Origin of the sequence: Melghirimyces thermohalophilus, assembly GCF_900102685.1 — a bacterium.
Lineage (GTDB): Bacteria > Bacillota > Bacilli > Thermoactinomycetales > DSM-45169 > Melghirimyces > Melghirimyces thermohalophilus.
The window spans coordinates 118,009-143,055 of record NZ_FMZA01000008.1 but is presented as its reverse complement, the minus strand read 5'-3'; the positions used below and the strand labels follow the sequence as shown (position 1 = coordinate 143,055).

Annotated in this window: 24 protein-coding genes and 1 pseudogene; 15 read left to right on the top strand and 10 right to left on the bottom strand. The window is 51.5% G+C overall.

Features of this window, described 5'->3' with window-relative positions:
* Positions 1-33 precede the first annotated feature (33 nt).
* Positions 34-1,005 carry a stage II sporulation protein M gene (locus BLP91_RS07955; RefSeq protein ID WP_091569311.1) on the bottom strand — a complete coding sequence of 324 codons (972 nt, stop codon included), beginning with the start codon at positions 1,003-1,005 and terminating at the stop codon, positions 34-36.
* 60 nt (positions 1,006-1,065) lie between these two features.
* Here BLP91_RS07955 and BLP91_RS07950 point away from each other — a divergent pair, with 60 nt between their 5' ends.
* The 4 genes from BLP91_RS07950 to BLP91_RS07935 all read left to right on the top strand — a co-directional run bounded on the left by BLP91_RS07950 (position 1,066) and on the right by BLP91_RS07935 (position 4,749).
* Positions 1,066-1,860 carry an RDD family protein gene (locus BLP91_RS07950; RefSeq protein ID WP_091569308.1) on the top strand — a complete coding sequence of 265 codons (795 nt, stop codon included), beginning with the start codon at positions 1,066-1,068 and terminating at the stop codon, positions 1,858-1,860.
* A gap of 409 nt (positions 1,861-2,269) precedes the next feature.
* Positions 2,270-3,268, top strand: coding sequence for a zinc-binding dehydrogenase (locus BLP91_RS07945; RefSeq protein ID WP_425412195.1), 999 nt, complete (start codon positions 2,270-2,272; stop codon positions 3,266-3,268).
* 120 nt (positions 3,269-3,388) lie between these two features.
* A complete protein-coding gene (gene cdaS, locus BLP91_RS07940) occupies positions 3,389-4,000 on the top strand; it encodes a sporulation-specific diadenylate cyclase CdaS (protein ID WP_091569303.1) in 612 nt (203 codons plus the stop codon).
* A gap of 407 nt (positions 4,001-4,407) precedes the next feature.
* Positions 4,408-4,749, top strand: a complete 342-nt coding sequence (locus BLP91_RS07935; protein ID WP_091569300.1) for a DUF1360 domain-containing protein — start codon at positions 4,408-4,410, stop codon at positions 4,747-4,749.
* 395 nt (positions 4,750-5,144) lie between these two features.
* Here the strand turns inward: BLP91_RS07935 and BLP91_RS07930 are convergent, their stop codons facing one another.
* The 3 genes from BLP91_RS07930 to BLP91_RS07920 form a co-directional block, all read right to left on the bottom strand.
* Positions 5,145-6,857 (bottom strand): sulfate adenylyltransferase, encoded by a 1,713-nt coding sequence (locus BLP91_RS07930; protein WP_091569297.1) that lies wholly within the window; start codon positions 6,855-6,857, stop codon positions 5,145-5,147.
* A 259-nt stretch (positions 6,858-7,116) separates the two neighbouring features.
* Positions 7,117-7,920, bottom strand: coding sequence for an SDR family NAD(P)-dependent oxidoreductase (locus BLP91_RS07925; RefSeq protein WP_091569295.1), 804 nt, complete (start codon positions 7,918-7,920; stop codon positions 7,117-7,119).
* Between the two features lie 25 nt (positions 7,921-7,945).
* Positions 7,946-8,215: a uracil-DNA glycosylase family protein gene (locus BLP91_RS07920; RefSeq protein WP_143003499.1), complete on the bottom strand. Its 270-nt coding sequence runs from the start codon at positions 8,213-8,215 to the stop codon at positions 7,946-7,948.
* A gap of 121 nt (positions 8,216-8,336) precedes the next feature.
* Between BLP91_RS07920 and BLP91_RS07915 the strand changes: the two are divergent.
* Positions 8,337-9,523, top strand: a pseudogene (locus BLP91_RS07915) (MFS transporter).
* Positions 9,524-9,565: 42 nt separating this feature from the next.
* Here the strand turns inward: BLP91_RS07915 and BLP91_RS07910 are convergent.
* Positions 9,566-11,194 carry an alkaline phosphatase D family protein gene (locus BLP91_RS07910; protein WP_176757896.1) on the bottom strand — a complete coding sequence of 543 codons (1,629 nt, stop codon included), beginning with the start codon at positions 11,192-11,194 and terminating at the stop codon, positions 9,566-9,568.
* A 104-nt stretch (positions 11,195-11,298) separates the two neighbouring features.
* Positions 11,299-12,261 (bottom strand): site-specific integrase, encoded by a 963-nt coding sequence (locus tag BLP91_RS07905; RefSeq protein WP_091569285.1) that lies wholly within the window; start codon positions 12,259-12,261, stop codon positions 11,299-11,301.
* 171 nt (positions 12,262-12,432) lie between these two features.
* On the opposite strand from BLP91_RS07905, the gene BLP91_RS07900 reads away from it, so the two are divergent.
* The 8 genes from BLP91_RS07900 to lexA all read left to right on the top strand — a co-directional run bounded on the left by BLP91_RS07900 (position 12,433) and on the right by lexA (position 19,897).
* Positions 12,433-12,654: a hypothetical protein gene (locus tag BLP91_RS07900; RefSeq protein ID WP_091569283.1), complete on the top strand. Its 222-nt coding sequence runs from the start codon at positions 12,433-12,435 to the stop codon at positions 12,652-12,654.
* 200 nt (positions 12,655-12,854) lie between these two features.
* Positions 12,855-13,940 (top strand): tyrosine-type recombinase/integrase, encoded by a 1,086-nt coding sequence (locus BLP91_RS07895; protein ID WP_176757895.1) that lies wholly within the window; start codon positions 12,855-12,857, stop codon positions 13,938-13,940.
* Between the two features lie 16 nt (positions 13,941-13,956).
* Positions 13,957-14,229 (top strand): acylphosphatase, encoded by a 273-nt coding sequence (locus tag BLP91_RS07890; RefSeq protein ID WP_245662196.1) that lies wholly within the window; start codon positions 13,957-13,959, stop codon positions 14,227-14,229.
* Positions 14,230-14,433: 204 nt separating this feature from the next.
* Complete coding sequence (gene hemE, locus BLP91_RS07885; RefSeq protein ID WP_091569273.1) at positions 14,434-15,474, top strand: uroporphyrinogen decarboxylase; 1,041 nt, start codon at positions 14,434-14,436, stop codon at positions 15,472-15,474.
* Positions 15,475-15,484: 10 nt separating this feature from the next.
* A complete protein-coding gene (gene hemH / locus BLP91_RS07880; RefSeq protein WP_091569386.1) occupies positions 15,485-16,435 on the top strand; it encodes a ferrochelatase in 951 nt (316 codons plus the stop codon).
* Positions 16,432-17,841 (top strand): protoporphyrinogen oxidase, encoded by a 1,410-nt coding sequence (hemY, locus tag BLP91_RS07875; RefSeq protein ID WP_091569271.1) that lies wholly within the window; start codon positions 16,432-16,434, stop codon positions 17,839-17,841. The genes hemH and hemY overlap by 4 nt, the downstream gene beginning before the upstream one ends.
* A gap of 116 nt (positions 17,842-17,957) precedes the next feature.
* Positions 17,958-19,079, top strand: coding sequence for a KamA family radical SAM protein (locus tag BLP91_RS07870; protein ID WP_091569268.1), 1,122 nt, complete (start codon positions 17,958-17,960; stop codon positions 19,077-19,079).
* Between the two features lie 185 nt (positions 19,080-19,264).
* Positions 19,265-19,897, top strand: coding sequence for a transcriptional repressor LexA (lexA, locus tag BLP91_RS07865; protein ID WP_091569266.1), 633 nt, complete (start codon positions 19,265-19,267; stop codon positions 19,895-19,897).
* Positions 19,898-19,935: 38 nt separating this feature from the next.
* On the opposite strand, the gene BLP91_RS07860 is transcribed toward lexA, so the two are convergent.
* Complete coding sequence (locus tag BLP91_RS07860; protein WP_091569263.1) at positions 19,936-21,117, bottom strand: pyridoxal phosphate-dependent aminotransferase; 1,182 nt, start codon at positions 21,115-21,117, stop codon at positions 19,936-19,938.
* A gap of 128 nt (positions 21,118-21,245) precedes the next feature.
* Positions 21,246-21,896, bottom strand: a complete 651-nt coding sequence (locus BLP91_RS07855) for a hypothetical protein (RefSeq protein ID WP_091569260.1) — start codon at positions 21,894-21,896, stop codon at positions 21,246-21,248.
* Positions 21,897-22,069: 173 nt separating this feature from the next.
* Between BLP91_RS07855 and BLP91_RS07850 the strand changes: the two genes are divergently transcribed.
* Complete coding sequence (locus BLP91_RS07850) at positions 22,070-22,264, top strand: hypothetical protein (protein ID WP_091569258.1); 195 nt, start codon at positions 22,070-22,072, stop codon at positions 22,262-22,264.
* Between the two features lie 79 nt (positions 22,265-22,343).
* Here BLP91_RS07850 and BLP91_RS07845 read toward each other — a convergent pair whose 3' ends face one another.
* Positions 22,344-23,639 carry an amidohydrolase family protein gene (locus tag BLP91_RS07845; protein WP_425412194.1) on the bottom strand — a complete coding sequence of 432 codons (1,296 nt, stop codon included), beginning with the start codon at positions 23,637-23,639 and terminating at the stop codon, positions 22,344-22,346.
* 67 nt (positions 23,640-23,706) lie between these two features.
* Positions 23,707-24,600 carry a non-homologous end-joining DNA ligase gene (ligD, locus tag BLP91_RS07840; protein WP_091569252.1) on the bottom strand — a complete coding sequence of 298 codons (894 nt, stop codon included), beginning with the start codon at positions 24,598-24,600 and terminating at the stop codon, positions 23,707-23,709.
* 115 nt (positions 24,601-24,715) lie between these two features.
* On the opposite strand from ligD, the gene BLP91_RS07835 reads away from it, so the two are divergent.
* Entirely contained in the window at positions 24,716-25,018 is a 303-nt protein-coding gene (locus BLP91_RS07835; RefSeq protein WP_091569249.1) for a hypothetical protein, read from the top strand.
* The last annotated feature ends 29 nt before the right edge of the window (positions 25,019-25,047 follow it).

Sequence of the window (25,047 nt, the reverse complement as noted above, 5' to 3'; positions counted from 1 at the left end):
CATTTAATCAGGTACAATGGAGGAGGTCAGCTCTTATTTTTTTCTGCTCAAGGAGGTAACAAACGGGCGGCAGAAGTAGAGGAAGAGGGCGAACAACGTGATCAAGGCTACCATGTATTTCGTCCAATGAGGCCACGGTGCCGGGGTGATAAACCCTTCAATCCATCCAGCGATGATAAACAGCGGAATGACACCGAGCACCAATTGTACCGTCACTTTGCCTTCCCGTTTAAATGACTCCACGCGAGTTAAGTCTCCCGGAACCCAGAAAGCGTAAGCCAGAGATAATCCGGCTGCGCCGGCGATAAATATAGCGGCCAGTTCGATGACACCGTGGGGCCAAATGTAGGCCCAGAAGACGTATGCTTCACCGGCTCGATGGAAAATTGCGGCCAGACTGCCGATCAGAAGCCCGTTCATGAACAAGACCCACAAGGTTCCGATCCCTAATAACGCTCCCAAAGCAAAGCAGAGAATCGCCACCTGTATATTATTGGTCATGATTTGACCGGAGACAAGAGCGTGGTCCCACTGATTTCCGCTGTTGACATCATGAGGGTCCACATGGGCCATCTCCGGAGGGAGAAACACAGCAGCATGATCGGGGTTAGCCCAGGTCATCCCAAATGCGAAGCCAGCTCCTGCGACGAAGAGGAGGAGGGCAACGAGAAAAAAGATGGCCCGTTCATGAAACAGGGCCGGAAACCCTCGGGTGAAAAAATGAAGCCACCTTTTTAGATCCCCTTTGGTTTGGGTTGCGTAAATGATCTGATGGGCACGGGTGACCAACCCGTTTAAATAGGGAACGACGGAATGATCGGGAAAATAGGTTTGCGCGTAAGCTAACTGAGCTGCCACCTTTCGGTAGGAACGCCCCAACCGATCCAATTCCTCACGTGTGACCCGACGGGATCGGGTGTTTTGAATCAATTCCTCTAATTGCTCCCAATCCTGTTGGTGTCGGTGCATGAAGGAAGTCAATCGGTGGGCGGACTGGGTGGACATCCTGTCGGATCACCTCCGCTGTTCATTGTACCACGAAGGGTTTTGTAAAGGAGTGGTTTTATGGAAAACCGGGTCACGGTATCGACTCCTGAACATGTTCAACTAGAATTTGAAACCGCAGGGATAGGAAGTCGAGCCGTTTCACTGTTGATCGATTGGCTGATTATCGGGACCGTCAATGGGGTTCTGCTGTTGGTAGCGATCTTTTTTTCCGCTTACTCAGCCAGCGTGGGAAATCCTTTTTGGTCTTCAGTTACTCTCGCCATCTTTCTATTCCTTTTTTTCTTTCTGCCCTTTTGCTACTACACACTGACTGAAACCTTTCTCCACGGACAAACCATCGGTAAAAAGGCGATGAGTCTGCGGGTGGTGACCGATCGGGGAACGGCACCTGGTTTTTTGGGAATCGTTCTTCGCAATCTACTCCGGGTCATCGATTCGCTTCCCTTTTTGTATCTGACCGGCTTGTTAACTGTCTTTTTCAATGGAAGAGAAAAACGGTTGGGAGATCTGGCTGCAGGAACCATGGTCGTACGGAAGGAATCTGTTGAGATGCCGCAAGTCCAACCACTCTTTCAACATACTACGCCCCCGATCCCTCTTGATCATCGAATCACCTTAGACGATCGGGAGTGGGCGCTGTTGGGCCGCTTTTTGACCCGAAGAGAAGAGCTGTTTCCTGAAGCGAGAAAAAAGCTCTCCAAGGATTTGGCCCACACCTTTCTGCCTGCAGGCATGGTGAAAGAGGGAAGAGAAGAGTTTTATCTTGAAGCGGTCTATCTTCAACTGAAGCAACAAACAAAGCATTCAGCAATAGAAGGGACCATCCATGATAATACGGGAGAAAAACGATAACAAACCTGGCATTGGTGACAGAGGCCGGCAGGTTAGGTGGCTGCCGAGCATTGGCCCGTAAAGGGATAGATGTATGGTTTACCTGTTGGCCGGAGCATGAACGAAAGGTGCAGAACAGTTAAAAACCGATTTGGAGGAAGGCGGTGCACAGGCCGGGATTGTCTGGATGCTCACTATGCGGTCAATCCCAGACCGACAGATACAGGGGGGATCAAGAAGGAGTTAAAACCCCGGTTCCCGATGAGTCGGACGGGCTTTCCAGATAACGCCGGTCGCCTTTTTGGCAGGAGAGGAGGCACAATGGATCACCGAACAAATTATTCACTCCAAAGGTGGATTTATCCGTTGAACAGCCACGAGGAGAGACTTTTCGTATGTTAAGATGAGATGGGATATATCATCGGGAGGGATGGCAGTGAAAGCAGTCGTACATCATCAACCGGAAGGGTTCGACGGTTTAAAGGTGATGGATATGAAGGAGTCGAATCCGGGACCGGGCGAAGTAAAGGTCGCCTTGAAAACCTCGGGGTTAAACCATCGGGATATATGGACTCTGTTTAGAAAACGGGATTCAACGGATCCGGTGATTCTCGGCTCCGACGGCGCTGGAGTAGTAGAGGCAGTCGGTGAAGGCGTTGATCGGGTGCACGTAGGGGATAAAGTCGTGATCAACCCCAGTTTGGGTTGGCCGACCAAAACCGAGGCACCGCCGAGCGGGTTCGAAATCCTGGGCGCCCCGACCCACGGTACTTTTGCGGAAAAGATTCTCATTCCGTCGGACAATGTAGAGCCGAAACCGACCCACCTGTCCTGGACGGAGGCCGGTGTGCTTCCGCTTGCGGCACTGACCGCTTATCGGGCGCTGTTTACCCGGGGAAAGGTCCAGTCAGGGGAACATGTTCTCGTCCCGGGAATCGGAAGTGGGGTAGCCACCTTTGTATTACTGATGGCCAAAGCGGCAGGGGCCCGAGTGACGGTCACCTCCCGCAGTGCAGCTAAACGGGAGCGCGCCTTGGAGCTAGGAGCGGATACAGCCATTGACAGCAGTATCGAATGGAAGCAGCAATTAAATGGAGACCAAGCCGATCTGATCATCGATAGTGTCGGTCCGGCTACCTTTGATCAATGCTTGAAACAGCTTCGTCCCGGTGGACGGCTGGTCAACTTCGGGGAGACCAGCGGAAAGACGGTGGAAATTCCCCTCCGTCCCTTCTTTTTCGGACAGCTCAACTTCCTGGGCACCACCATGGGCAGTTCCGAGGAGTTTCGTGAAATGCTCCAGTTTGTGAACGATCACCAAATTCGTCCAGTGATGGATCACACGTACCCCTTATCAGAAGCTGTAGAAGCCTTTCAACGAATGGAGGAAGGAAAGCAGTTCGGAAAAATCGGTTTGGAAAATGAATAAAAGGGAGATGCACCCCTCGGACTCGTTTGATCCGGGGGGTGGAGTTTTTTAACCGGTCGATTTTTGATTGTGAAAGAGAAATCGGGTGAAGCTATGTAGGGAAACGGGGTGAGACAAAAGATGCAAACACGAGATTGTGATTTTTCTCCCATGAAGGAGACGGTAAAAAAGGAGTTGGGGGATATTCACGAAAAAATTGATCGAGTCATTGAAACCTTGGATGACGAGGAACATTGTCTGTTGAAGGATTTTATGCAGATTCGAAAAGCGATCACCCATGTATCATCCCTGGCCGCATCCTTTTATCTGCAATGTTACTTATCCCCCTTTACGGACATGATCCCGGAATTGAGTATCGCTGTGCAACGGATGTCCAGACGAAAACATGGGGCCTTGATCGCCATCTGTCGCAAGGAATCTCTGGATCCTTGGATACAACGAGGCACTCCGATCGGGGCGGCCATGACCCATTCATTAATAGAATCCATATTCTATCCCGGAAGTCCGCTTCATGATGGAGCCGTCATCCTCAAAGGCAACCAAATCATATCGGCAGCTAACATTCTTCCATTAACACAGCAAACCACCACTTATACAAACTTGGGAACCCGCCATCGAGCGGCGATTGGCTTGTCGGAAAAGACCGATGCCTTGGTGATCGTCGTATCGGAAGAGACAGGACAAACCTCCTTTGCCTTAGGGGGACGCCTATATCCTGTCCAATTGGGATAAAATGTGGCTTTGTTGGTCGATTTGCAACAGTCCGCGGGGCTTGTGGCGATGTCTGTTAAAACGGAAAGAGCCGACTTATCGTCGGAGGCGGGTGTCAGAGGACATCAGTTAATAAAAATTGATCTAAGGGAAGGTTAGACAAAGGAAAACAGCTGGTACCTTCCCAACATCACCTACAACCGCAGCCTTTTCGTCTTTTTCGACGCTGAGGCCGGATGATTTCACGGGAATCTTTTACGAGAAAAGGGTGCTTCTCAGCTTGTTTTTTGTTTTTCCTCACGTGTCCGATCCTCCTTTCTCCTGTTACAACACTATTCCAACCGATATCAAACGGTGAATCAATTTCACCTTTCGGCGGCGAAAATCATACCATAAATGGATTCATGCAGTAGAAGGGAGTGGGGAAGATGTGGGAGATCACGTGGATCCATTTGGCTGTGTTGGTGTTGGCCAGTTTTCGCCTGACACATCTGTTGGTCTATGATGAGATCACGACTTTTATCCGCAATCCCTTTCTCGAGGTCAGGCCGGTAACGGATCCCTCGGGGGAACAAGTGGAAAAGGTGGTTATCAGAGGAACAGGGTGGAGGTATTGGATCGGGAAAGTATTATCTTGCCATTGGTGTACAGGGGTATGGGCTTCATTGATCACTGTATCGATATATCTATTTATCCCGTTTTTGTTTCCGCTATTATTGTTACTAGCTGTTGCAGGTGCAGCTGCCATTGTGCAGGATCTGCTGCTGTGAGCACCTGAATTGTCAAAATAAAGCGTCAACAACTCTCAAAATGGAGCGGATCATCCTGTATGATAGGTCTCAAATCCAATTTAAACCCCTTTAAAATATCTCAAAAACCAAGTGAACTTTATTTAATGAGATTAAACGACCTAAACACAGCTTTAATCAATCCTCTCGCCAATACAACGTTACAAAATAATGATTTTGTAACGTTATATATAAAGAAGGGATGGCCTGGTGCCGTAATCCGCTCATATATTGACCCATTTATTGTTTATATTGGAATTGTCGGGATCCAGAGTTGACAAGGTGCAACCGTGCATTCAAAAAACAAAAAACACTCACAAATATTGATTTAACAACATTTGTGAGTGTTTGGGATTTTTATTACGACTCTTCGTCCATTATCCACGATAGCGGTTGTATGGGAGTGAGTTCCATATGCGGTATTTAAGATCCTCTGCACGAAGCGGTGACGGAATATCGTCGATAATTTTCCGTGCTACTTGTAATTCGTGCTCGGCTTCTTCCTTATCTTGATACATAAATTCATCTGATGCCTTCTCCGGCGCTTTATTTGTCTTTTCCTCTAAATAGTCAATCACCATTTCTTGTTGTTTATAGATAGATTCACGAGCAGATGCTACCCAATCAGGCTGCACGGAACGAAGCGTGTCTGAAACACTACTAAATTCATTATATATTTCTTTGTAGATTCTATCAGCATTCTCGCGAGCATCCGTAATAACTGCCTCTAAATCTTCTATTGTCAGTTCTTCAACCTTGAGAGGCGTTTTTCGCTTGGGTCCACCAATTTTAGACCTTGTTAAATAATATGGGAAAATGCTTTTTATCGTCTTACCAACTGGTGAGATGGCCTGATTGTTCTCATCAACACCTTTTGGTTGGACACCTTGCATCGCAATTCGGGCTGATTCGGGTCTGACAATTTCTTTTGGTGGCAACACACCGTAACGCAACAATTCCCTAATACCCGTACCAGAAATATTAATTCGATACTGCTCATCGTGCGGACACGTTTGGTCAGTTGCCTGGGCATCACAACGTGTGCAATAAAATACTTCATGGAACAGTCGGACATCAATTCCTATTTCATCTGCAGTATATTCATCAAAGATATTATGACTTGCGTATTTATCATAAAAGTCCCCAATACCTGCGTGGTCTCGCCCAATGAGCGCATGAGTACACCCGTAGTTTTTCATAATTAAGGCATGCAATACTGCTTCTCGTGGGCCTGCGAAAATATATGTAACCCTTAATGGTGCAAGAAGTGTTCTTTCTTTCGGATAATAAGTCTCCAACACACTACGGTAAGACAACATCCGAAACTCATGCCGCGTATATTCACGTTTTGCCATCTCCACTAGAGGTTGCACAAATAAACCATCCAGCTCTTCTAATGCGTTTCGATGAATATACTCGTGTCCACGGTGTAAAGGATTTGCACCAGTGATAAACCCTCCAACCGATTTAAACTTCTTCTCCTCGTAAAATAGTTTCCACGTTTCCTTTGGCTCCATTCTGATATCTTCAAATGGACCCCAATGAACCCGACGAAGCAATTGAATTGGACCACCTAATGCTGTATCACCCATCCGTCTATAAATGGAGTTTACACCTGGATGGCTGCGGTCAGTGGTACCGAAAAGATGAAATGCACGGAAATCCCGATCATAATGAAAGATATCCTCCAATTTCAGAATAGCAACTGGCTCTCTTGTGTCATCCACAAGGGCTACCTCATCCCCTACTGATAAGGTTTTAATAATTTGTTGATTGCGCTCGCCAATTGGTGCAAAACTCAGCGGTACTGGCCAAACAACCCCATTTTTTAATCGTCCATCCGTAAGTACGGACTTGTAATCCTCCTCCACCATAAAACCTTCATTAGGAGACAATACTCCAGTAGCGATCATTTCAAGTGTAATGACAGCCTCCAAATCCACCATAATCATTGGCATCTGTTTTGCTCTTTCCATTGCTTCATCACGTTCTTTACCCGTAAGAACGCGATTCACTAATTTCCCACCGTGAGGTTGTTGTGGGTAACGAGCAAATTTCTTTTCGTCTAATACTTCCATGCTTTGACTCATGTTATCACCCTCCTAATACATTTATATTCTATTGCCAGTTGGATATATCCTTCAAAAAAATTGATACTCTTTAGATTTTGCAGTAAGGGGTCATTTACATATGCACAACTGACCGGCGGATTGGTTTGGTTTTTCTGACAGTGTCCACCCGCCACTTACCCCTTATGGAGGAGCGACGACCAAGGACCACCAAGCCCTCCCTCGTCCATGGTACTCCATCTGCCACTCATTTGGTCACCATTTGACTATATTTGGAGGGTTAACCCAAAAGACCGCCACCAGAGATGCGCAGATAGGTTCCGGTCATATTGTCGATCCCTTGGATACTGAGAAATGCCACTGCATGGGCTACTTCTTCCGGTGTGGTCAAGCGTCCTGTAGGTAACCCTTGCTCCATCTTGTGCCACATCTCTTCCAAAGAGAGACCTGCCCGTTTTGCTTTGGCCCCGATAGATCGCTTCGCCATATCCGTCTCCACAAACCCAGGGGCGACCGCATTAACTTGAACCCCATGTTTAGCAGCTTCCACCGCGAGGCATTGGGTAAACCCGTTCAAAGCGAATTTAGAGGATGCATAAAGGGTTCCTCCTTCCCACCCGCGCATTCCTGACAAGGAGGAGATTTGGATAATCTTTCCGGATCCTTTCCGCTTCATCTCTTCATAAACCTTCCGAGTTAGCATCACGACGGAGGTGAAGTTTACCTTCATCACCCATTCCAGTTCTTCTTCCTTTACTTCTTCCAACAAGGCATTGGCAAAAGTGCCGGCGTTGTTGATCAAAATATCGATTCCTCCGAAGGAATCGGAGGCTTGCCGAACGACAGCTTCACGTCCGCCGTCCTCTGTCAAATCCGCTGTCACAGTTGCAATGGTCCCGGACTTTCCATCGGCAACCAGTTCGTTTCGTATCTCTTCCAACAAGTCAGCTTTGCGGCCCGTCAACAGCAGGTTAGCTCCCAAGCTATTGAGTTGTTTGGCGATCGCCCTCCCGATCCCGCCAGTAGCACCAGTCACCAGGGCCGTTTTTCCTTTTAGAGCATCTTTAGAAAATACAGCGTTCATCCGCCATCCCTCCCATTGATGATTCTCAATTCCTTTTCCCTAAAATAGCGATCAGCAAGCATCTGCCAGTCCTGAAGAAATCGAGTCCATAGATGACAAACAACGGGGACTTTGTCCGTAGTTGCTGTTCAAGGTGTGCCCGGTAAGCTTGTCGGTCCTGCTTTTTGTCGTAAGCCCGAGTGGCCCGACGCTTCAACACATAGGTGAGATACACATCCTCCACAGAAAGTTCGACTTCATGCACCGTCTGTTGCAACGTTTGCCGGGTTCCGCAGACGAAGGGTTCTCCTCTCAATCTTCTCGTGCCCCTGAGTAGTCTGGTCTATCTCGAACGTCTCTATAGTATTGGAAGGATTGCGCCATCAGCGTTATAATAGGGGGTATTAAAAAGCAAAACGGGGAGGAAGTCTAACACCATGAATTACCTCGTGGAAGGGACCCCCGCATTTCGGCGGGCTATTTGGGCGTTATTTGCCGGTGGGTTTGTCACCTTCTCCATTTTGTATGATGTACAACCATTGATCCCCGTCTTCTCTCAGGAATTTAACGTCTCCCCCGCAATGGGGAGCCTTGCTTTATCCGTATCGACGGCAGCCCTTGCCGTTTCTATGCTGATACTCGGATCTTTGTCAGAGAGCTGGGGACGGAAACCCGTCATGGTGGTTTCCCTTCTGCTCTCTTCTTTGTTGGCGATGGCCACTGCCTGGAGCCCGGACTTTTCTTCTCTCCTTCTATTTCGGTTGTTCCAAGGTGTTGTATTAGCCGGACTGCCGGCAGTTGCCATGGCCTACCTGGGAGAAGAGATTGACCCGGGCAGCCTCGGGGTGGCGATGGGACTGTATATCAGCGGGAATTCCATCGGCGGTTTGGCCGGGCGCGTTTTGACCGGTTCCCTGACAGACTTTTTTTCCTGGCGGCTGGCTATGGCAGTGATTGGCGGAATCAGCCTTTTTCTCAGTTTTTGGTTTTGGTGGAAACTTCCTTCCTCCACGCATTTCCAAGCGCGCCGACCCGATGTGGGACAACTGACTCGATCCTTGGGACGGCATTTGAAAGATCCAGCGCTTTTACGTCTGTTTGCCGTCTCCTTTATCTTGATGGGAAGCTTTGTAACTATGTTTAACTATATTGGATTCCAGCTACTCGCACCCCCCTATAATCTGAGCCAAACGGTAGTAGGATGGATCTTTGTGGTTTACCTGACCGGGACGGTAAGTGCTGCCTGGATGGGTAAAGGAGCAGACCGCAGGGGACGTCGCAACGTACTGTGGTTCGGACTGATCCTGATGTTGGTAGGAGCTGCACTTACACTCTCCCCTCTCCTCTGGTGTAAAGTGATCGGACTGGCCATGTTTACTTTCGGCTTTTTCGGATCCCATTCCGTCGCCAGCGGTTGGGTGGGTAAAAAGCCAAAACAGCCAAGGCGCAAGCTTCTTCCCTCTATCTCTTCTTTTATTACTTGGGCTCGAGTGTGTCGGGCACGCTTGGCGGATGGTTTTGGTTCCATTTGGGGTGGATCGGGGTGATCAACTTGATTACGGGGTTGATTTTGCTCGCTTTCCCCCTCACCTGGCGCCTGCCTCCACAACAACAAGCAACATAAGCCAAGCCAAACCGATCCCCTCCCATCGGGGGATCGGTTTTATCATCTATCGAATGTGCCAGCCGTTTGAATCCCCGGCTTGCCGTGTTCAACAGCAAATGAAGCTCGAGTGACGATAGGAGCATGGGGACGGCTTACATAGGGGACCACCCGATAGTCAGTGAGACAATAATTGCGAGTCAATCGGCAGCGGACATAGCCGCGTCGGTTGTTGAAAAAACGAATATGAGGATTGTCCCTCAGCATCCGCCGGGCACTACGAAGAGTATCGCTCCCATCTCCGCCGGAGGTAATGGAGGTGCCGACAAATTCCACCCCCACCGTTTCCGACCGATGATCACCAAAATCGGTTTTTAAATCACAAGCCCAGCTGGAATGAACATCCCCCGTGATCACCACTGGATTGGAGATCTTCTCCTGAGCGAGAAATTGAAGCAACCGATGGCGGGAGGCGGCATAACCATCCCACGTATCCATATTGAGCAAGCGCTGGTTTCCCTCTCGCCAAACCCGTTGTGAGAAAAAAACTTGCTGCGCTAGAAGATTCCAACGAGCTCTGGAATGTTTGAGCCCCTCCATCAGCCACTGCTCCTGTTTTTGCCCCAATATGCTCCGGTTTTGTGCAGTTGATCGCATCCCGGGTGGGGACCATTTAGCATTGCTCACTTGGTTATCCCGATACTGTCGCGTATCCAAGAGGTTAAACTCCACCAAATCCCCAAAGGTAAACCGTCGATAAAGGCGCATGTCGGGACCGATCGGAAGAGAGCTCCGACGCAGAGGCATATGCTCGTAATATGCCTGGTATGCAGCCGCTCGTCTCCGCAGGAAATCTTTCCCCCCTCGCCCCCGCTCCGGCATCTGAGCTGCGTAATTGTTCTGTACTTCATGGTCATCCCAGACGACAAGCCACGGAAAGTTCGCATGAGCTGCCTTCAAATCTTCGTCCGAACGGTACTGGGCATAACGGTTCCGATAATCGGCCAAGGTTTTGGTCTCCCGACCATGATGCTTGCGGATGTTTCCGCCGGATGCGATATAACGGTGGGGTCCGTATTCGTATATGTAATCCCCCAAATGGACCACAAGATCGAGATCTTCTCTGGCCATGTGACGGTAGGCGGTATAATAACCGTGTTCAAATTGCTGACAGGATGCAAAGGCGAAAGTGAAATCCGTTAAGCGAGATTGTGGGGACGGAGCGGTTTTGGTCCGCCCCACCGGACTGATTTCCGAACCGGACTTAAACCGATACCAATACTCGTGTCCCGGTTTCAGACCATTGACATCCACATGGACGGAGTGCCCCAGTTCTGGCCGAGCGACCGTTGTTCCGGTTTGTACCACCCGCTGGAAGCGTTCATCCTCAGCGATCTCCCACTTGACCGGGATGTTATAAGGCGGATACCCCCCGCCGTTCAACGGGTCCGTTGCGAGACGAGTCCATAACACCACGGAATCGGGAAGCGGATCGCCAGAAGCGACTCCCAGCGTGAAAGGATACAGCGAAAAGCGAGGTGCCGCCTGGAGCGGGATGTCGGGCAGGGGATTAAAAAGGGTGAATCCCAGGGCAAACATCGCCACTTTGCCTGCGGATTTTAAAAAGTCCCGCCGATTCATCTCAGAGGAAAAGAAGTCCTCCAAATCGGGATGGATCCAGCCTTTCTCCAACATCGATTCCCCTTTCCAGCCAAGCCGTTCCATCTGGGTAGTGTGAGCGGAAAGGGGATCGTTCATACGTAAAAAGCAGCGGGAACATCCATCTCCGCTGCTTTTTACAACCCCAGGTCCGAGGCAGCATTATCGCTAAACAATTCTCCCTCCCGAATATAGCGACGGACCATGTGCGTCGACTTGTGCCGGGTCTGCTTCATGATCGACCGCTCGTCTTTGCCGGCCATGGCTGCAGAAGTGGCAATCCCTGACCGCAGGCTGTGGCCGGCAAAGCGGCGAGGGTCCAATCCGATGGATTCCGCTGCCTTTTTCACGATCAGTGCGACCGAGCGATCACTTAAGCGCCGGTTCCTCACTTGGCCATGACGGTTGATTGGCCGAAACACAGGCCCCGAATGGATCTCTGCCTCTTGCAACCATTCCTCCAGAGCAAGCACTGGGCAAGTCTCTCGTCGGGATCCACGCGGTATCCCCACCTTTTCCCCGTGCATCTCTTGGTCCGTCTTGGATCGACGAAGGTGAATGGCTATTCCTCGGGGAAGGGTTTGTAGATCCTCACAGTCGATCGAGACGAGCTCCGAACGGCGGAATCCTCCGGCAAAGCCGATCAATAACAAGGCACGGTCTCGTTTTCCGGTTAGGGTATTATCCAGGGCCAGCACGATCCGGCGCAAATCTTCCACCAGAATAGGGTCTTTCCCCTCTTCTCTGCTCCCTTTGGAGCGGCGAATCCCCGCCCAGACGGAACGAACCACATGCGCATGAGTGGGGGAATCGTAACCAGCCGCCTGATGCGCCTGACTGATCGCCGACAATCTCCGCTGCAAGGTAGAGGTTTTGCGTCGATCCGCCCAATCGGCCAGATATAGGGCCACCGTCTCCCCCTCTGCCGGCAACGGACTCAAAGCCCGCTCTTGGCACCATTGGGTAAAGTGACGCCAATCTGAACGATAACTTCGCGTGGTGTTAGCTGCTTTGGATTGCTTCGTATACTCCCTTGCTTTCTCCAATACCTGCTGCATTTCTGGAGTGATCTCTCGCTTCCGTGTGATCAATTCATCCATGTCATCACTCCCTTTTTACTTCCTTTGGAAACGCTATCTTTATCATGGCGCTACATGCTATGTACAGCTACCATTGTACCAAACAGCCGTTCTTTTTACGTTAAAGTTGGCATGCAAGGAGGGCGACTTCTGGTAAGATCAGTTGTAAAGACCGAAGGAGGAGAAATGTATATGAAACTATGGGGAATCCATGTGACTCAGACTAACGAGCAAGGATCTCCGGTCTGGGAACATCCGTGCATCGTCAAAGCAGAGACTGGTCTGGAGGCAGCGGGAAAAGCCTACAAACGAGTGCAAGAGCGTTCCCCCTACGACCTGGTTCCCGGTGGAAATCTGGACATCCAGCTAATATGGGGAGAAGTGTTAAACATGCCGGCAAGCACTCAAAAATGAAAATCGACGGGGCACCATTACCCCTTTGCCTAAAATAAAAGGCCCTCAAAACGCAAATTTGAGGGCCTAAAAAATCCCATCTAGCGAGATTTCTAACTTCCGATACGGTACTATTATCGGAAGTTAGAAATCTCCCTCATTCCGGTGGTAATTTCCGTGTCTACGTGGTATATATGAATAAAAAACGTCGGAGGCATGGTATGTCACAATTTCCTTTTTCTCGGCGCCTGCCGGAAAACATCAACCGGATCATTATCCGATTTCCTGAAGATGTGCAAGATTTCTTTCTGGAGATGATCAGCGCCGAACGGAGCAAACAGACCATCGCCAATTATGCCTATGATTTTGCGCTCTTTTTCGATTTCCTCGACGAAAAGGGGTTGGATCTGGATGCAGTCACACCCCAGGTCATACGCCGCTTTTTCCGTCGGCTGGAAGGCGGCTACGAGCGGATCGTCCACGCCAAAATCAAACGGACCGATCCCGAAACCGGCGAAATCCGGGAAGAATGGGTCGAACGGCGTCACTATCGAGAAAATACGCGCGCAGGAAAAGAGAGAAAGCGTTCTTCGCTCCGTTCCCTGTTCCGTTATCTGGTGCAAAATGGAGTGTTGGACAAGGATCCGATGCAGGAGTATGGAGATGCTACGTTAAAAACCCGCAATCGCAAAAAAGTGCCGGTTTTCCTCACCAGTGATGAAGCTCTCCGCCTGATACAGGCCATCGGCGACTTTCACCGGAAACAAAAACGGCGACGCATCATCTGGTATGAAGCCCGGGATCGGGCCATGATACTCCTCTTGTTGAATACCGGGATGCGTGTTTCCGAGTTGGTCGGTTTAAACCGGAACAGTATTCAGACTGACGGAGAATCAGCCCGGGTGATCATCCTGGGGAAAGGCGGAAAGGAACGAATGTTAAAGCTAAACCAGACCGCCTATGATGCCCTTCGGCGCTATCTGGAACTGCGTCCCACAGACCAAATCGCCCCTGGGCACGAACAGGCCCTCTTTCTCAACAAAAATCGGTCCCGGATCAGCCGGAAAGGCGTCTCCGAGGCCTTACAAAAATATGTGCGGGAAGCCAACCTGCCACCTAAAACCGCCAACATTTCTCCCCACAAACTGCGGCACACCCTGGCCACGCTTCTGTTATCCAATGGTGAGAACTTGCGGGTGGTTCAGGAGATCCTGGGACACTCCAGCATTCAAACCACGCAAATATATACCCACGTCATCAATTCGGAGCAGGATGCCGCCCTGGATCGGTTGGATCACCTTTTATAAAGAAAGGAGGAGCCAAGTGAGACAACGTATCATCGTCCACGGACATGTACAGGGAGTCGGTTTTCGCCAATACACCCGCCTGGTTGCTCTTCGTATGGGCGTCCGGGGCTGGGTGCGGAATCGCGCCGACGGCACAGTGGAAATCGACGCACAAGCGCCAGCTTCTAAGATGGAGCGATTTGTGGAAGCCGTCCGAAAAGGAAGCCCAGCGTCAACAGTAGATCGACTGGAAACCCAGAATCAAACACCGACCAATCGCTTTCAAGATTTTCGGATTCGTTATTCATGATGATCAACCGGCCATTCGCGCCGGTTTTTTTCAGTTTTCAGGTGGAGATATGATATATTGAGAGTTGGCTCTATCCAGATTAAAATTCGGGGAGATTTCTTGACACTTTCTTCACAAGACTGGTGTAACCACTGGGAAAGAGTTATCTTTATGAATAAGAAGTATTAAATTATAGTTTTTCTAATCTGCGAAAGGTGTGTCGTCATGACTGGACAAACATTCAATGATACCTTCCTCAAAGCATGCCGTGGTGAATTCACCCCCTACATTCCGGTGTGGTATATGCGGCAAGCGGGACGGTATCAGCCGGAATACCGGGAGATCCGCAGTCGGTATTCCTTTTTTGAGATGAGCGAAACTCCGGAAGTGTGTGCCGAGGTGACCCGTCTCCCGGTGGAACAGCTAGGGGTGGATGCCGCCATCTTGTTTGCGGATATTATGACCCCGCTAAAGCCGATTGGCGTCGATGTGGAGATTCAATCCGGAATTGGCCCTGTCATCTCCAATCCGGTTTCCACTTTAACCGATGTGGAAGGATTAGGGTCCCTAAATCCGGAGAGTGACGTCCCCTTTGTGATGGAAACGGTGCGCTTGTTAACCCGTGAACAATTAAACGTTCCTCTGATCGGGTTCGCAGGGGCTCCCTTTACCCTGGCCAGCTATATGGTGGAGGGCGGCCCCTCTAAGAACTACCACCGGACCAAAGGGCTGATGTATCGCGATCCGGAAACCTGGCAAGCGCTGATGGATAAGCTGGGCGAACTGACCATCACTTACCTATCCGCCCAGATCCAAGCCGGTGCCCAGGCGGTCCAAGTTTTCGATTCCTGGGTCGGAGCCCTCAACGCAGCTGATTACCGGACGTACGTCGCCCCGGTGATGCACCGGATTTTCTCTCAACTGAAAGAGACCACCGATGTCCCACTCATCTATTTCGGTATCGGTGCCGGACACCTGCTGCAAGAATGGGACCAACTCCCGGTCGATGTGATCGGTCTGGACTGGCGGACCTCCATTCGGCAAGCGCGGGCCCTAGGCATTCAAAAGGCGCTGCAGGGCAATCTAGACCCTTCCCTCCTCTTGGCCCCCTGGGAACGGATCCGTGAACGGGCAGCGGACATTTTGGAACAGGGGATGGAAACCCCCGGCTATATTTTCAACCTGGGTCACGGAACCTTCCCGGAGGTCCAGGTGGAAACCTTGCAACGCCTGACCAAGTTTGTCCATCAATATTCGCAAAACTGAGGTGATCATGATGTCTAAACAAACGATAGGATTGCTGGTGATGGCCTACGGTACTCCCCGTACCCCGGAGGAGATTGAACCTTATTACACTCACATCCGTCATGGACACAGACCCCCGGAAGAACAGATTCAGGATTTGAAAGAACGATATGAAGCGATCGGTGGCATCTCCCCTCTGGCGAAGATCACCAACCAACAGGTGGAAGCCCTGGAAAAGCGGGTGAATCAGCTTCATGATGATATCACTTTCAAAAGCTACCTCGGCTTAAAACATATCGATCCTTTTATCGAAGACGCCGTACAACAGATGAAAGAGGATGGGATCGAAGAGGCAGTCAGTCTGGTGCTGGCCCCCCATTATTCCACCTTCAGCGTCAAATCCTACAACGGTCGGGCGCAGGAGGAAGCAAAAAAGCAGGGCGGCCCTCGCATCCATTCCGTGGACAGCTGGTATGATCATCCCCGGTTTATTCAATACTGGGCGGACCAGCTGAAGCAGACCTTCGACCGCATCCCGAAAGAAAAACACGATCAAACCGTCGTGATTTTCTCCGCCCATTCTCTTCCGGAGAAGATTTTGCAAGATCAAGACCCTTACCCGAAACAGTTGGAAGAGACGGCCCGCTGGGTGGCTGAAAAAGCCGGCATCCCCCATTACGCCGTGGGTTGGCAAAGTGCCGGCAACACGCCGGAGCCCTGGCTGGGACCCGACGTGCAAGACCTCACTCGGGAATTGCATCAAAAGAAGGGGTACACCTCCTTTGTCTACTGCCCTCTTGGCTTTGTAGCTGAACACTTGGAAGTCCTCTACGACAACGACTACGAATGTAAAGTCGTCTGTGACGAGATCGGCGCTGACTACTACCGCCCCCCGATGCCTGACGCCAAGCCGGCTTTTATCGAGTGTCTGGCGGAGGTCGTGGCGACGAAGTGGGCGGAAGTAAGCCGGGGACGCCGATGAAACGATGGCGAGTCGCTGTAGTAGGAGGCGGGATTACCGGTCTGTCCACCGCTTTTTATTTGCAGCAGGAAGCCCGTAACAAATCGATCCCCTTGGATATCGTGTTGACAGAGGCATCAGAGCGTTTAGGCGGAAAAATTCAGACGGAGCGGACCGATGGGTTTGTGATGGAAAAGGGGCCCGATTCCTTTCTGGAGCGAAAATCTTCGGCTAAGCAGTTAGCCATGGATCTCGGTCTCGAAGATGAGTTGGTCCGCAATCGAACTGGACAGGCGTATATTCTCCATCAGGGGAAACTGTTTTCGATTCCGGAAGGTGCAGTGATGGGGATTCCCACCCGATTGACCCCCTTCCTCCGCACTGCTCTCTTTTCTCCCGCCGGAAAGCTACGTGCCGCTCGGGATTTGGTCCTTTCCCGCAGTCAAGCGAAGGAAGATCAGTCCGTGGGATCCTTTTTTCGCAGGCGGTTAGGTGATGAAGTGGTCGATCAACTGATCGAGCCCCTTCTATCCGGGATTTATGCGGGAAGCCTTGATCAGCTCAGCTTAGAAGCTACTTTTCCCCAGTTTGCCCGTCTGGAAGAAGAGCATCGCAGCCTGATTCTCGGGATGAAACGAACCCGCCCACCTCAATCGGGGACAAAACGGAAGCAGGGCCAATTTCTCACCTTGCGGCGAGGCCTCTCCCGTCTGGTGGAGGCGATTGAACAAACGCTTCCCAAGGAATCGGTGATTACCGGCAACCCCTTAACCCGTATCATTCCAGAGGGAAGTCGGTATCTCTTGGTGCTGGCTTCCAACCGGGTGGTTCAGGCGGATGCAGTGGTGATGGCTCTTCCGTTCGACCAGATGGAACCCATCTTGCCCGCCTCGCTGCCGCCGCGCCCTCATCCGGTCCCAGCCACTTCGGTGGCCACGGTGATTATGGGCTTCGACGCGGACTCGCTACCCCACTCCCCTGACGGCACCGGGTTTGTCGTTCCTCGACGGGAACCGACGTGGATCACAGCTTGTACCTGGACCCACAAAAAGTGGCCCCACACGGTTCCGGAAGGGAAAGCGATGGTTCGCTGCTATGTCGGCCGGCAAGGACAAGAGGAGCTATTGGACGAATCCGATGACGCCCTGTTGGAGAAGGTTCGCACCGATCTGAAAAAGATTCAGGGAATCGATACTCCGCCACTGTTTTACCGCGTCACCCGTTGGAAACAAGCGATGCCCCAGTATACTGTGGGTCACGTCCAGTGGCGGGAACAGGTGGAGCAAACCTGCCGCAATACGATACCTGGCGTGTTTCCCTGCGGTGCCTCCTTCGGGGGCATCGGCATCCCCGATTGCATCGATCAGGGCAAACAAGCTGTTCGGGATGTGCTCGCATACCTTAATCTGAAACAACGAACTTCGTGATCAACAATCCCGCCGGATCATCCGGCGGGATTTCTTCTGTTTAAATGAAAATAAAGGGGATTGCGCCCTTTTTGTCGAATATTATAGAGACCTACTTTAAGAAATGGAGGGATCTCATGCCGCGTCCGCGTTACATTACGGACATTCGTAAAATTGACAACATCCCGGAGGAAGAGCGGCAAAGGCTGACAGACATCACCGACAAGTTCGTGTTCAGGGTGAATGATTACTATTTATCCCTGATCGATTGGGACGATCCGGATGATCCGATCCGCAAATTGATCATTCCCAATGATGCGGAACTGGACGAGTACGGGAAGTGGGACGCCTCGGACGAACATATGAACTACGCCGCCCCGGGGTGTCAGCACAAATACGATACCACTGCCCTCTTGATCGTATCCGAAGTCTGTGGAGCGTACTGCCGGTTCTGCTTCCGCAAACGACTTTTCCGCAACGATGTACACGAAGCTTCCCTGGATGTTTCTCCAGGGGTGGAATATATCCGGAATCACCCCGAGATCAACAACGTCCTCCTCACTGGAGGAGACTCGCTGATCCTGGCTACACGGAAAATTCGGGGGATCCTGGAACGGCTGCGGGAAGTTCCCCATGTGAAAATTATCCGTTTCGGTACCAAACTTCCGTCCTTTAATCCGATGCGGATTTACGAAGATGAGGAACTGTTGCAAACCCTATCCGAGTTTTCCCGTCCCGACGCTCGCATCCACGTGATGGCCCACTTCAACCATCCGCGGGAACTGACCGATGAGGCCTACCGAGCCATCGATGCCCTGCAGCGGGCCGGTGTGGTCTTGGTCAACCAGAGTCCGGTATTGAAAGGGATCAACGATGACCCTGAAGTGTTGGCCGAGCTGTTGGATAAACTCTCCTGGGCTGGGGTGACCCCTTATTACTTCTTCCAAAACCGCCCGGTTGCTGGTAACGCCAGTTTCGTGCTCAGCTTCCGGGAAGCCTATCAGAAAATCGAGCAGGCCAAGGCGCTTACTTCCGGTCTCGGCAAACGAGTCCGTTATGCTATGAGCCATACCTCCGGCAAGATCGAGATCCTGGCCGTTGAGGGAGATAAAATCTACCTCAAATACCATCAAGCGCGCCACCCGGATTACTATGGTAAATTTATGATTTTTGACCTACCGGAAGATGCCGCTTGGTTCGACGACCTTCCCGGCTCGGAAGAGATCCTGGCCGCTCAAACCGAAGAACAGTATGCGTAAGTATATAAACAAAGCAAAGCGCGAAGGGATATCCTCTCGCGCTTTGCTTTTGGATGCCCTCTTCCTCCCTGCCGAAATTTTTGGTGTGAAATTTCGAACGGATGTTTGTATTGTAGCCAAACATCATGTATACTGAAGAAAAATATGTACAAGACGGCGATCATTGGGGAAAGGGGAGATTGAATTTGAGCAAGTTGTCGCCTCGGCAACAGGCCATTTTAGACTACATAAAACAAGAAGTACGGGAAAAGGGTTACCCCCCCTCCGTACGGGAAATCGGGGAAGCGGTGGGGCTCGCCTCCAGCTCCACCGTTCATGGCCATCTGGCCCGTCTTGAAAAACGAGGATTGATCCGGCGGGATCCGACAAAACCCCGGGCCATTGAGGTATTGGAAGAGGAAGAAGCGACAACAGCGATGTCCAGCCCGGCTGCCGACATGGCCATGGTGCCATTGGTGGGGAAAGTGACGGCGGGGGAACCGATTACAGCCGTCGAAAATGTGGAAGAGTATTTTCCACTCCCGCGGCGGATGACGGGCCCGGAGGATACTACCTTTCTCCTCTCCGTCCGCGGTGACAGCATGATCAACGCCGGCGTCCTCGACGGGGACTATGTGCTGGTGCGGCAGCAGCAGACCGCTGAAAACGGAGATATGATCGTCGCCTTGACTCCAGATAACGAGGCCACAGTAAAACGTTTCTTCAAAGAAAAAGATCATATCCGCTTACAACCGGAAAACGATCACATGGAACCGATTCACTTACCCGATGTCACCATTCTCGGCCGGGTGATCGGGTTGTTCCGGGAGTTACATTAAAAAGGACCGCCTGCATGCAAGGCGGTCCTTTCGTCTGATTAGGTATTAGCTCTAATAAATCGCTCCAACCGATCCATCGCTTTTTCCAGTTGTTCCATCGAGGTAGCATAGGAGATCCGCACATGGGAAGGAGATCCAAAGGCGGCACCGGGGACCAGGGCCACTTTTTCTTTTTCCAAGAGGGCTTTCACCCACTCATCAGTGCTGTCATAGCCGGTTTTCTTTGCCGCCTCCTCCGCGTTGGCGAATACGTAAAAGGTGCCTTGCGGCCGGTTGCAATGGATACCGGGCATCTTCTGCAGACGGTCCACCACAAAATCCCGGCGTTGACGAAAGGCGGCCAGCATGTTCTTCACCGGTTCCTGGGATCCCTTCAGCGCCTCCATGGCGGCATACTGGGCCACGGACGCCGGGTTGGACGTACTGTGGCTGGATAAACCCGACATCGCCTTGATGATTCGGGCATCCCCGGCCGCGTAGCCAATCCGCCAGCCGGTCATGGAGTAGGTTTTGGATACCCCGTTGATGGTGACCGTCCGCTCCTTCAACTCCGGGCTGATAGCAGCCATGCTGACCGGCCGCTCTTCCCCGTAAACCAGGTGCTCATAAATTTCGTCGGATACGACGAGCAGCTCGTTCTCCACACAAACGTCGCCCAGCGCCTTCAACTCCGCCTCGCTGTACATGGTTCCCGTCGGGTTGGAGGGGCTGTTGATCAGAAAGGCGACGGTCTTATCCGTAATAGCAGATTTCACTTGTTCCGGCGTCACCTTAAAGGCGTTCTCCTCTTTTCCGTCGATCACCACTGGTACGCCGCCGGCCAGTTTCACCTGCTCGATATAGCTCACCCAGTACGGGGCGGGGATAATAACTTCGTCACCGGGGTCCAGGATCACCTGGAACAGATTGTAAAGGGCATGTTTCGCCCCGACGGTTACAATCACTTCGTCCCGGTTGTAATCCAGACCGTTATCCCGCTGAAACTTTTCCGTAATGGCATCCTTCAGCTCCACAATGCCGCCGGCGGGGGTGTATTTGGTCTGTCCTTCTTTCATCGCGCGGGAAGCGGCCTCCAAAATATGATCAGGCGTATTGAAATCGGGCTCCCCGGCTCCGAGCACCACCACATCATGCCCCTGTTTCTTCAGTTCCTTCGCTGTAGCTGTAATCTCAATCGTTTTGGAAGGAGTTAACTGTTGAACGCGTTGAGACAATTTCATCCAGACTGTTTCTCCTCTCTCGCTTTTGTTTCCATTGTAACATAGCGGTGGCTCATCTTCTCTTCAAAAAGCAAGGTTTCCGGGCGGAGCTGATGAACAGGGACTCCTCCTTAGTATAATCGATCGGATTAAAACCGATACTCGACGCTTTCGCTTTCCTCCCCGTCTTTCGGGTCGATCCGAATGATCAATCGGTTGAACCCTTCCTGTTCAGTATCATACTGAAAACGAGCTCGAATCTGAAACTTCCGGCTGGCCTGTTGCGCGGCACCTTTTTCAAAAGGACCTCCCATCCAATGACCCAGTCGGTTCCCAATTCGCTCAGCAGAAAGTACCGCTTCGACTTCCTCGGTCCCTTGATCTGCGGTTGATACCCGTTCTACCCGTTTCATGTCGGATTTGATTAACTGAAGATAATCCCGGGGAGAAACCAGTCCAAATTGACGGGAGGTTAACTTTTCCTTTTGTTTCCCGCGGGTGACTTCAATGTGCTCCCCTTTTTTGACGATCCGGACGGTTGCATCCTTCTCTTGATCAACACTTTCCAGCGACCAGTCGAGACCCGATTGCTGCCCTTCAAAACGATTGTCTCCGATAATTAGAGTGAAGGGATAGGATTTCCGACTCAGTTGCTGGTCCATTTTATGAAGCAAACGGGTTGCAAGCTCCCTTTCCGTCATCGGTTTATCGATTGTTCTCGGAGGATGAGCAGGGGCACAACCGGCCATCGTCAAAAGAGCCGCCAGGAGCACCCCGCCGGCCCGGGTCAGTATCTTCAAACACTCCCCCTCCTCAGCTCTTTTTGACAGTGTACGATGCTGAAAAGCCAAATATCACCCCCGAAAAAGGCAAAAAGCCCGTCAACGCCGCCAGACGGACATACAGTGAAAAATGTGTTAGACATATCAGCCGGACTGCAGGTGATACTATGCTTACCCAAGGAGGTGATCCGATGGATACTTCCCTTTCCTCCCGGTGGATTCATGATCAGTTAGAACACCATTTTTCCGATGAGGAAATGGAAAGGATCCGAGCGTACATGCGATCCGAATCCTGGGCGTCTCCCACTTCGAGAAAGATGTGGAACGGGGAATCTCCGGTACAGATTCCCCTTCGTTTCCACTTGGATGTCGATCTAAAAGATTAACATCGTTTTGTATGTAGTGTGACCAATTTTCTCCTGCCTATACCTCCCACTGATTCTCTGCCGCCAGGCGGCAGTTTTTTTATGGAGACACCTTTTCAAAAGCACGGATCGTTTCCCATCGGATCCGTTCCTCATCCAGAGTAAGGAGTTCTCGGTTTCGCATCAGGGGACGGCCGTCGACGTATACATCTTGAACATCGGCGGCGGACGCGGAGTAAACCACATGGGAAAGCAGATCATGAGTGGGCTGCCAATGGGCCCGAGAGATATCCATCGTTACGAAATCCGCTTTCTTCCCGGGTTCCAACGTCCCGATCTCCTCTTCTAGAAAAAGGGCTTCCGCGCCAAAGCGGGTCCCCATGGCTAAAGCGGTTTCTGCTGGAATCGCTTCCGGGTCTTCTCCCACTCCCTTATGAATCAATGCTGCCAGGCGGATCTCCTCCAACAAGTCGAGATTGTTGTTACTGGCGGCCCCATCGGTGCCCAGAGAGGGACGAATACCTTTTTTCAACATGGCGAGAACGGGAGCGATACCGCTTGCCAACTTGAGATTGCTGCCCGGATTGTGGGAAACCTTTACTCCCCTTTCGGCTAACAACTGGATCTCATCCTCCGTCACGTGCACCGCGTGGGCCACCAGCGCCGGTCGGTGGAAAACGCCTAGCTGATCCAAATGAGCCACAGGCCGCTTCCCGTAATCCTGAACATTCTGCTCCACTTCCCGCCGTGTTTCGGACAGATGGATATGAATGGGGAGATGGAGGCGCTCAGCATCACTTACAATCGATTCAATGTAAGCCGGCGGACAGGTGTAGGGGGCGTGGGGAGCCATCATCGTCGTAATTCGCCCGTTCGCCTCTCTATGCCATTGCTGGGCAAACTGGACCGCTTCCCTCCGTTTCGCTTCCCGCTCCGTCTGTGAGCCGAGTCCAATCACTCCCCGGCACAGGCTGGCCCGCATCCCCGCATCAGCGACAAGAGCCCCCACCTGGTCCATATGATCGTACATATCAGCAAAACAGGTGGTACCGCCGCGAATCATTTCCACCATCGCCAGGGCGGTGCCCCAACGGACCTGTTCCGGGCCGAATCGCCCTTCAATTGGCCACATTTTCTCTTCCAACCATGTCTTCAGCGGCAAGTCATCGGCGTAACCCCGAAGCAATGTCATCGCTGCATGCCCATGGGTATTGATGAATCCTGGAAGCAGCAATTTCCCCTTCATATCGAGGATTTCGTCGTATACTACCGGGGGGTCTCCTTGTCCCACCTCGGTGATGCAGTTGTCCTCGGTGACAAGATAGGCGTGTTCCAACAGGGTATCTTTTTCCCTCATCGTCAGGATATGGGCATTGACAAACAGCCGTTTCATCAACTTCCCCCTTCTCATGCTCCCTTTGAAACCACCATACCCCACAGGGGCCATACAGACAAGCCGAAGCTCATGCTTTTGTGGAAATAAACTGAAGGATTGCCTGCAAGTCATACCGATGGTTGGGTTGGGAAATGGGGGCAAAGAGATCCCCTACCTGCTCGAGTCGCTGGTACACCGTCTCTAGGGTAAAATCTTCCGGAGTCAACCCCGGTTTTAACTCTTCCCATTTTAAGGGCACCGAAACGGTTGCTTCCGATCGGGCCCGTGGAGAGTACGCGGTGATGAGGGACTTGCCCCGCCAGTGTTGCAGATAATCGAAATAGACCTTGTTTCCTCTTTTTTTCACCGAACGCTCCAGGGTGATCAATTGTGGATGCCGATCCTGGAGAAACCGGGCCACAAACTGGGAAATCTGTCGGGTTTCCTCATAAGAGTAGCGGGGTTGGATCGGGACGTAGACTTGCAAGCCCGTCGCACCGGAGGTTTTCACCACCCCATCCAATCCCATGGAACGAAGCGTTTCTCGGGTTAACAACGCGGTTTCCATTACCGCTTCAAAACCCTCGACGGAGGGATCGATGTCAAAAACCAGCTCCGTGGGATAACCAGGATGCTCCGCACGGTCAAAGGAGACATGAAACTCCAGGCTAGCCAGGTTTCCCAGCCAAACCAGTGTGGCCGTATCCTGAAGCAGAATATATTCAATCTCTCCCCATGTCGTCCGTTTTACCCAATCAGGCGCGTGGTCCGGAATATTTTTCTGGTAGAAGGATTTTCCCTTCACCCCGTCTGGATAACGGATGGTGGTCAAATAGCGTCCTTGTGCATAGGGCAGAAGATAGGGCGCCAGCCGGGTCAGGTGCAAAATCCAATCGTATTTCGTAATCCCGGGGTACAGCTCTTTATCCACATTAGAGATTTTGATCTCCTTGTCTTCCACTCGTACCAGTCGGTCGCCCATCGTATTCCTCCTTTCACACCGCGCCCAAATTCCCCGGGACAATCGTCCCGATTCGCCCGTTGTACATAGACTGCATTGTGACCATAAAGAACAAACAGGAGGAGGGCTTCTCATCATGTCCCAAGAAGAACAACCTTTGGAAAATCTGCCTGCACCGCAACAGCAACCGATGACTGGCGGGCCCGTCGATTTTCCGGCAGCATACGGACCCTATGCGGAAACGAGTCAATATGGCCCTGTCGGTGCCGACTTCTATTCCAGCGGGTACGGGGGCGAATACGGCGGATATGAAGGGTACGGAAATTACGGCATTGAGGCGCAGACCAGCCTCTATCCGTTCTTCCCCTTTTTTAGTCCCTTTTTCTTCCCCTTCCACCCCTTTTATCCCTTTTTCCCCTTCCGTCGCTATCATTGGTGATCCGAAGGATGGTGAAAGCCCGGCTCCGG

Coding starts and splice junctions, on each gene's coding strand:
- cdaS (WP_091569303.1), top strand. CDS start 3,389: ATGCAAACACGAGATTGTGATTTTTCTCCCATGAAGGAGACGGTAAAA.
- BLP91_RS07905 (WP_091569285.1), bottom strand. CDS start 12,261: ATGGATGAATTGATCACACGGAAGCGAGAGATCACTCCAGAAATGCAG.
- BLP91_RS07925 (WP_091569295.1), bottom strand. CDS start 7,920: ATGAACGCTGTATTTTCTAAAGATGCTCTAAAAGGAAAAACGGCCCTG.
- hemH (WP_091569386.1), top strand. CDS start 15,485: ATGTCTAAACAAACGATAGGATTGCTGGTGATGGCCTACGGTACTCCC.
- BLP91_RS07870 (WP_091569268.1), top strand. CDS start 17,958: ATGCCGCGTCCGCGTTACATTACGGACATTCGTAAAATTGACAACATC.
- hemE (WP_091569273.1), top strand. CDS start 14,434: ATGACTGGACAAACATTCAATGATACCTTCCTCAAAGCATGCCGTGGT.
- BLP91_RS07895 (WP_176757895.1), top strand. CDS start 12,855: ATGTCACAATTTCCTTTTTCTCGGCGCCTGCCGGAAAACATCAACCGG.
- BLP91_RS07935 (WP_091569300.1), top strand. CDS start 4,408: ATGTGGGAGATCACGTGGATCCATTTGGCTGTGTTGGTGTTGGCCAGT.
- ligD (WP_091569252.1), bottom strand. CDS start 24,600: ATGGGCGACCGACTGGTACGAGTGGAAGACAAGGAGATCAAAATCTCT.
- BLP91_RS07930 (WP_091569297.1), bottom strand. CDS start 6,857: ATGAGTCAAAGCATGGAAGTATTAGACGAAAAGAAATTTGCTCGTTAC.
- BLP91_RS07950 (WP_091569308.1), top strand. CDS start 1,066: ATGGAAAACCGGGTCACGGTATCGACTCCTGAACATGTTCAACTAGAA.
- BLP91_RS07835 (WP_091569249.1), top strand. CDS start 24,716: ATGTCCCAAGAAGAACAACCTTTGGAAAATCTGCCTGCACCGCAACAG.
- BLP91_RS07850 (WP_091569258.1), top strand. CDS start 22,070: ATGGATACTTCCCTTTCCTCCCGGTGGATTCATGATCAGTTAGAACAC.
- BLP91_RS07955 (WP_091569311.1), bottom strand. CDS start 1,005: ATGTCCACCCAGTCCGCCCACCGATTGACTTCCTTCATGCACCGACAC.
- hemY (WP_091569271.1), top strand. CDS start 16,432: ATGAAACGATGGCGAGTCGCTGTAGTAGGAGGCGGGATTACCGGTCTG.
- BLP91_RS07900 (WP_091569283.1), top strand. CDS start 12,433: ATGAAACTATGGGGAATCCATGTGACTCAGACTAACGAGCAAGGATCT.
- BLP91_RS07945 (WP_425412195.1), top strand. CDS start 2,270: ATGGCAGTGAAAGCAGTCGTACATCATCAACCGGAAGGGTTCGACGGT.
- BLP91_RS07860 (WP_091569263.1), bottom strand. CDS start 21,117: ATGAAATTGTCTCAACGCGTTCAACAGTTAACTCCTTCCAAAACGATT.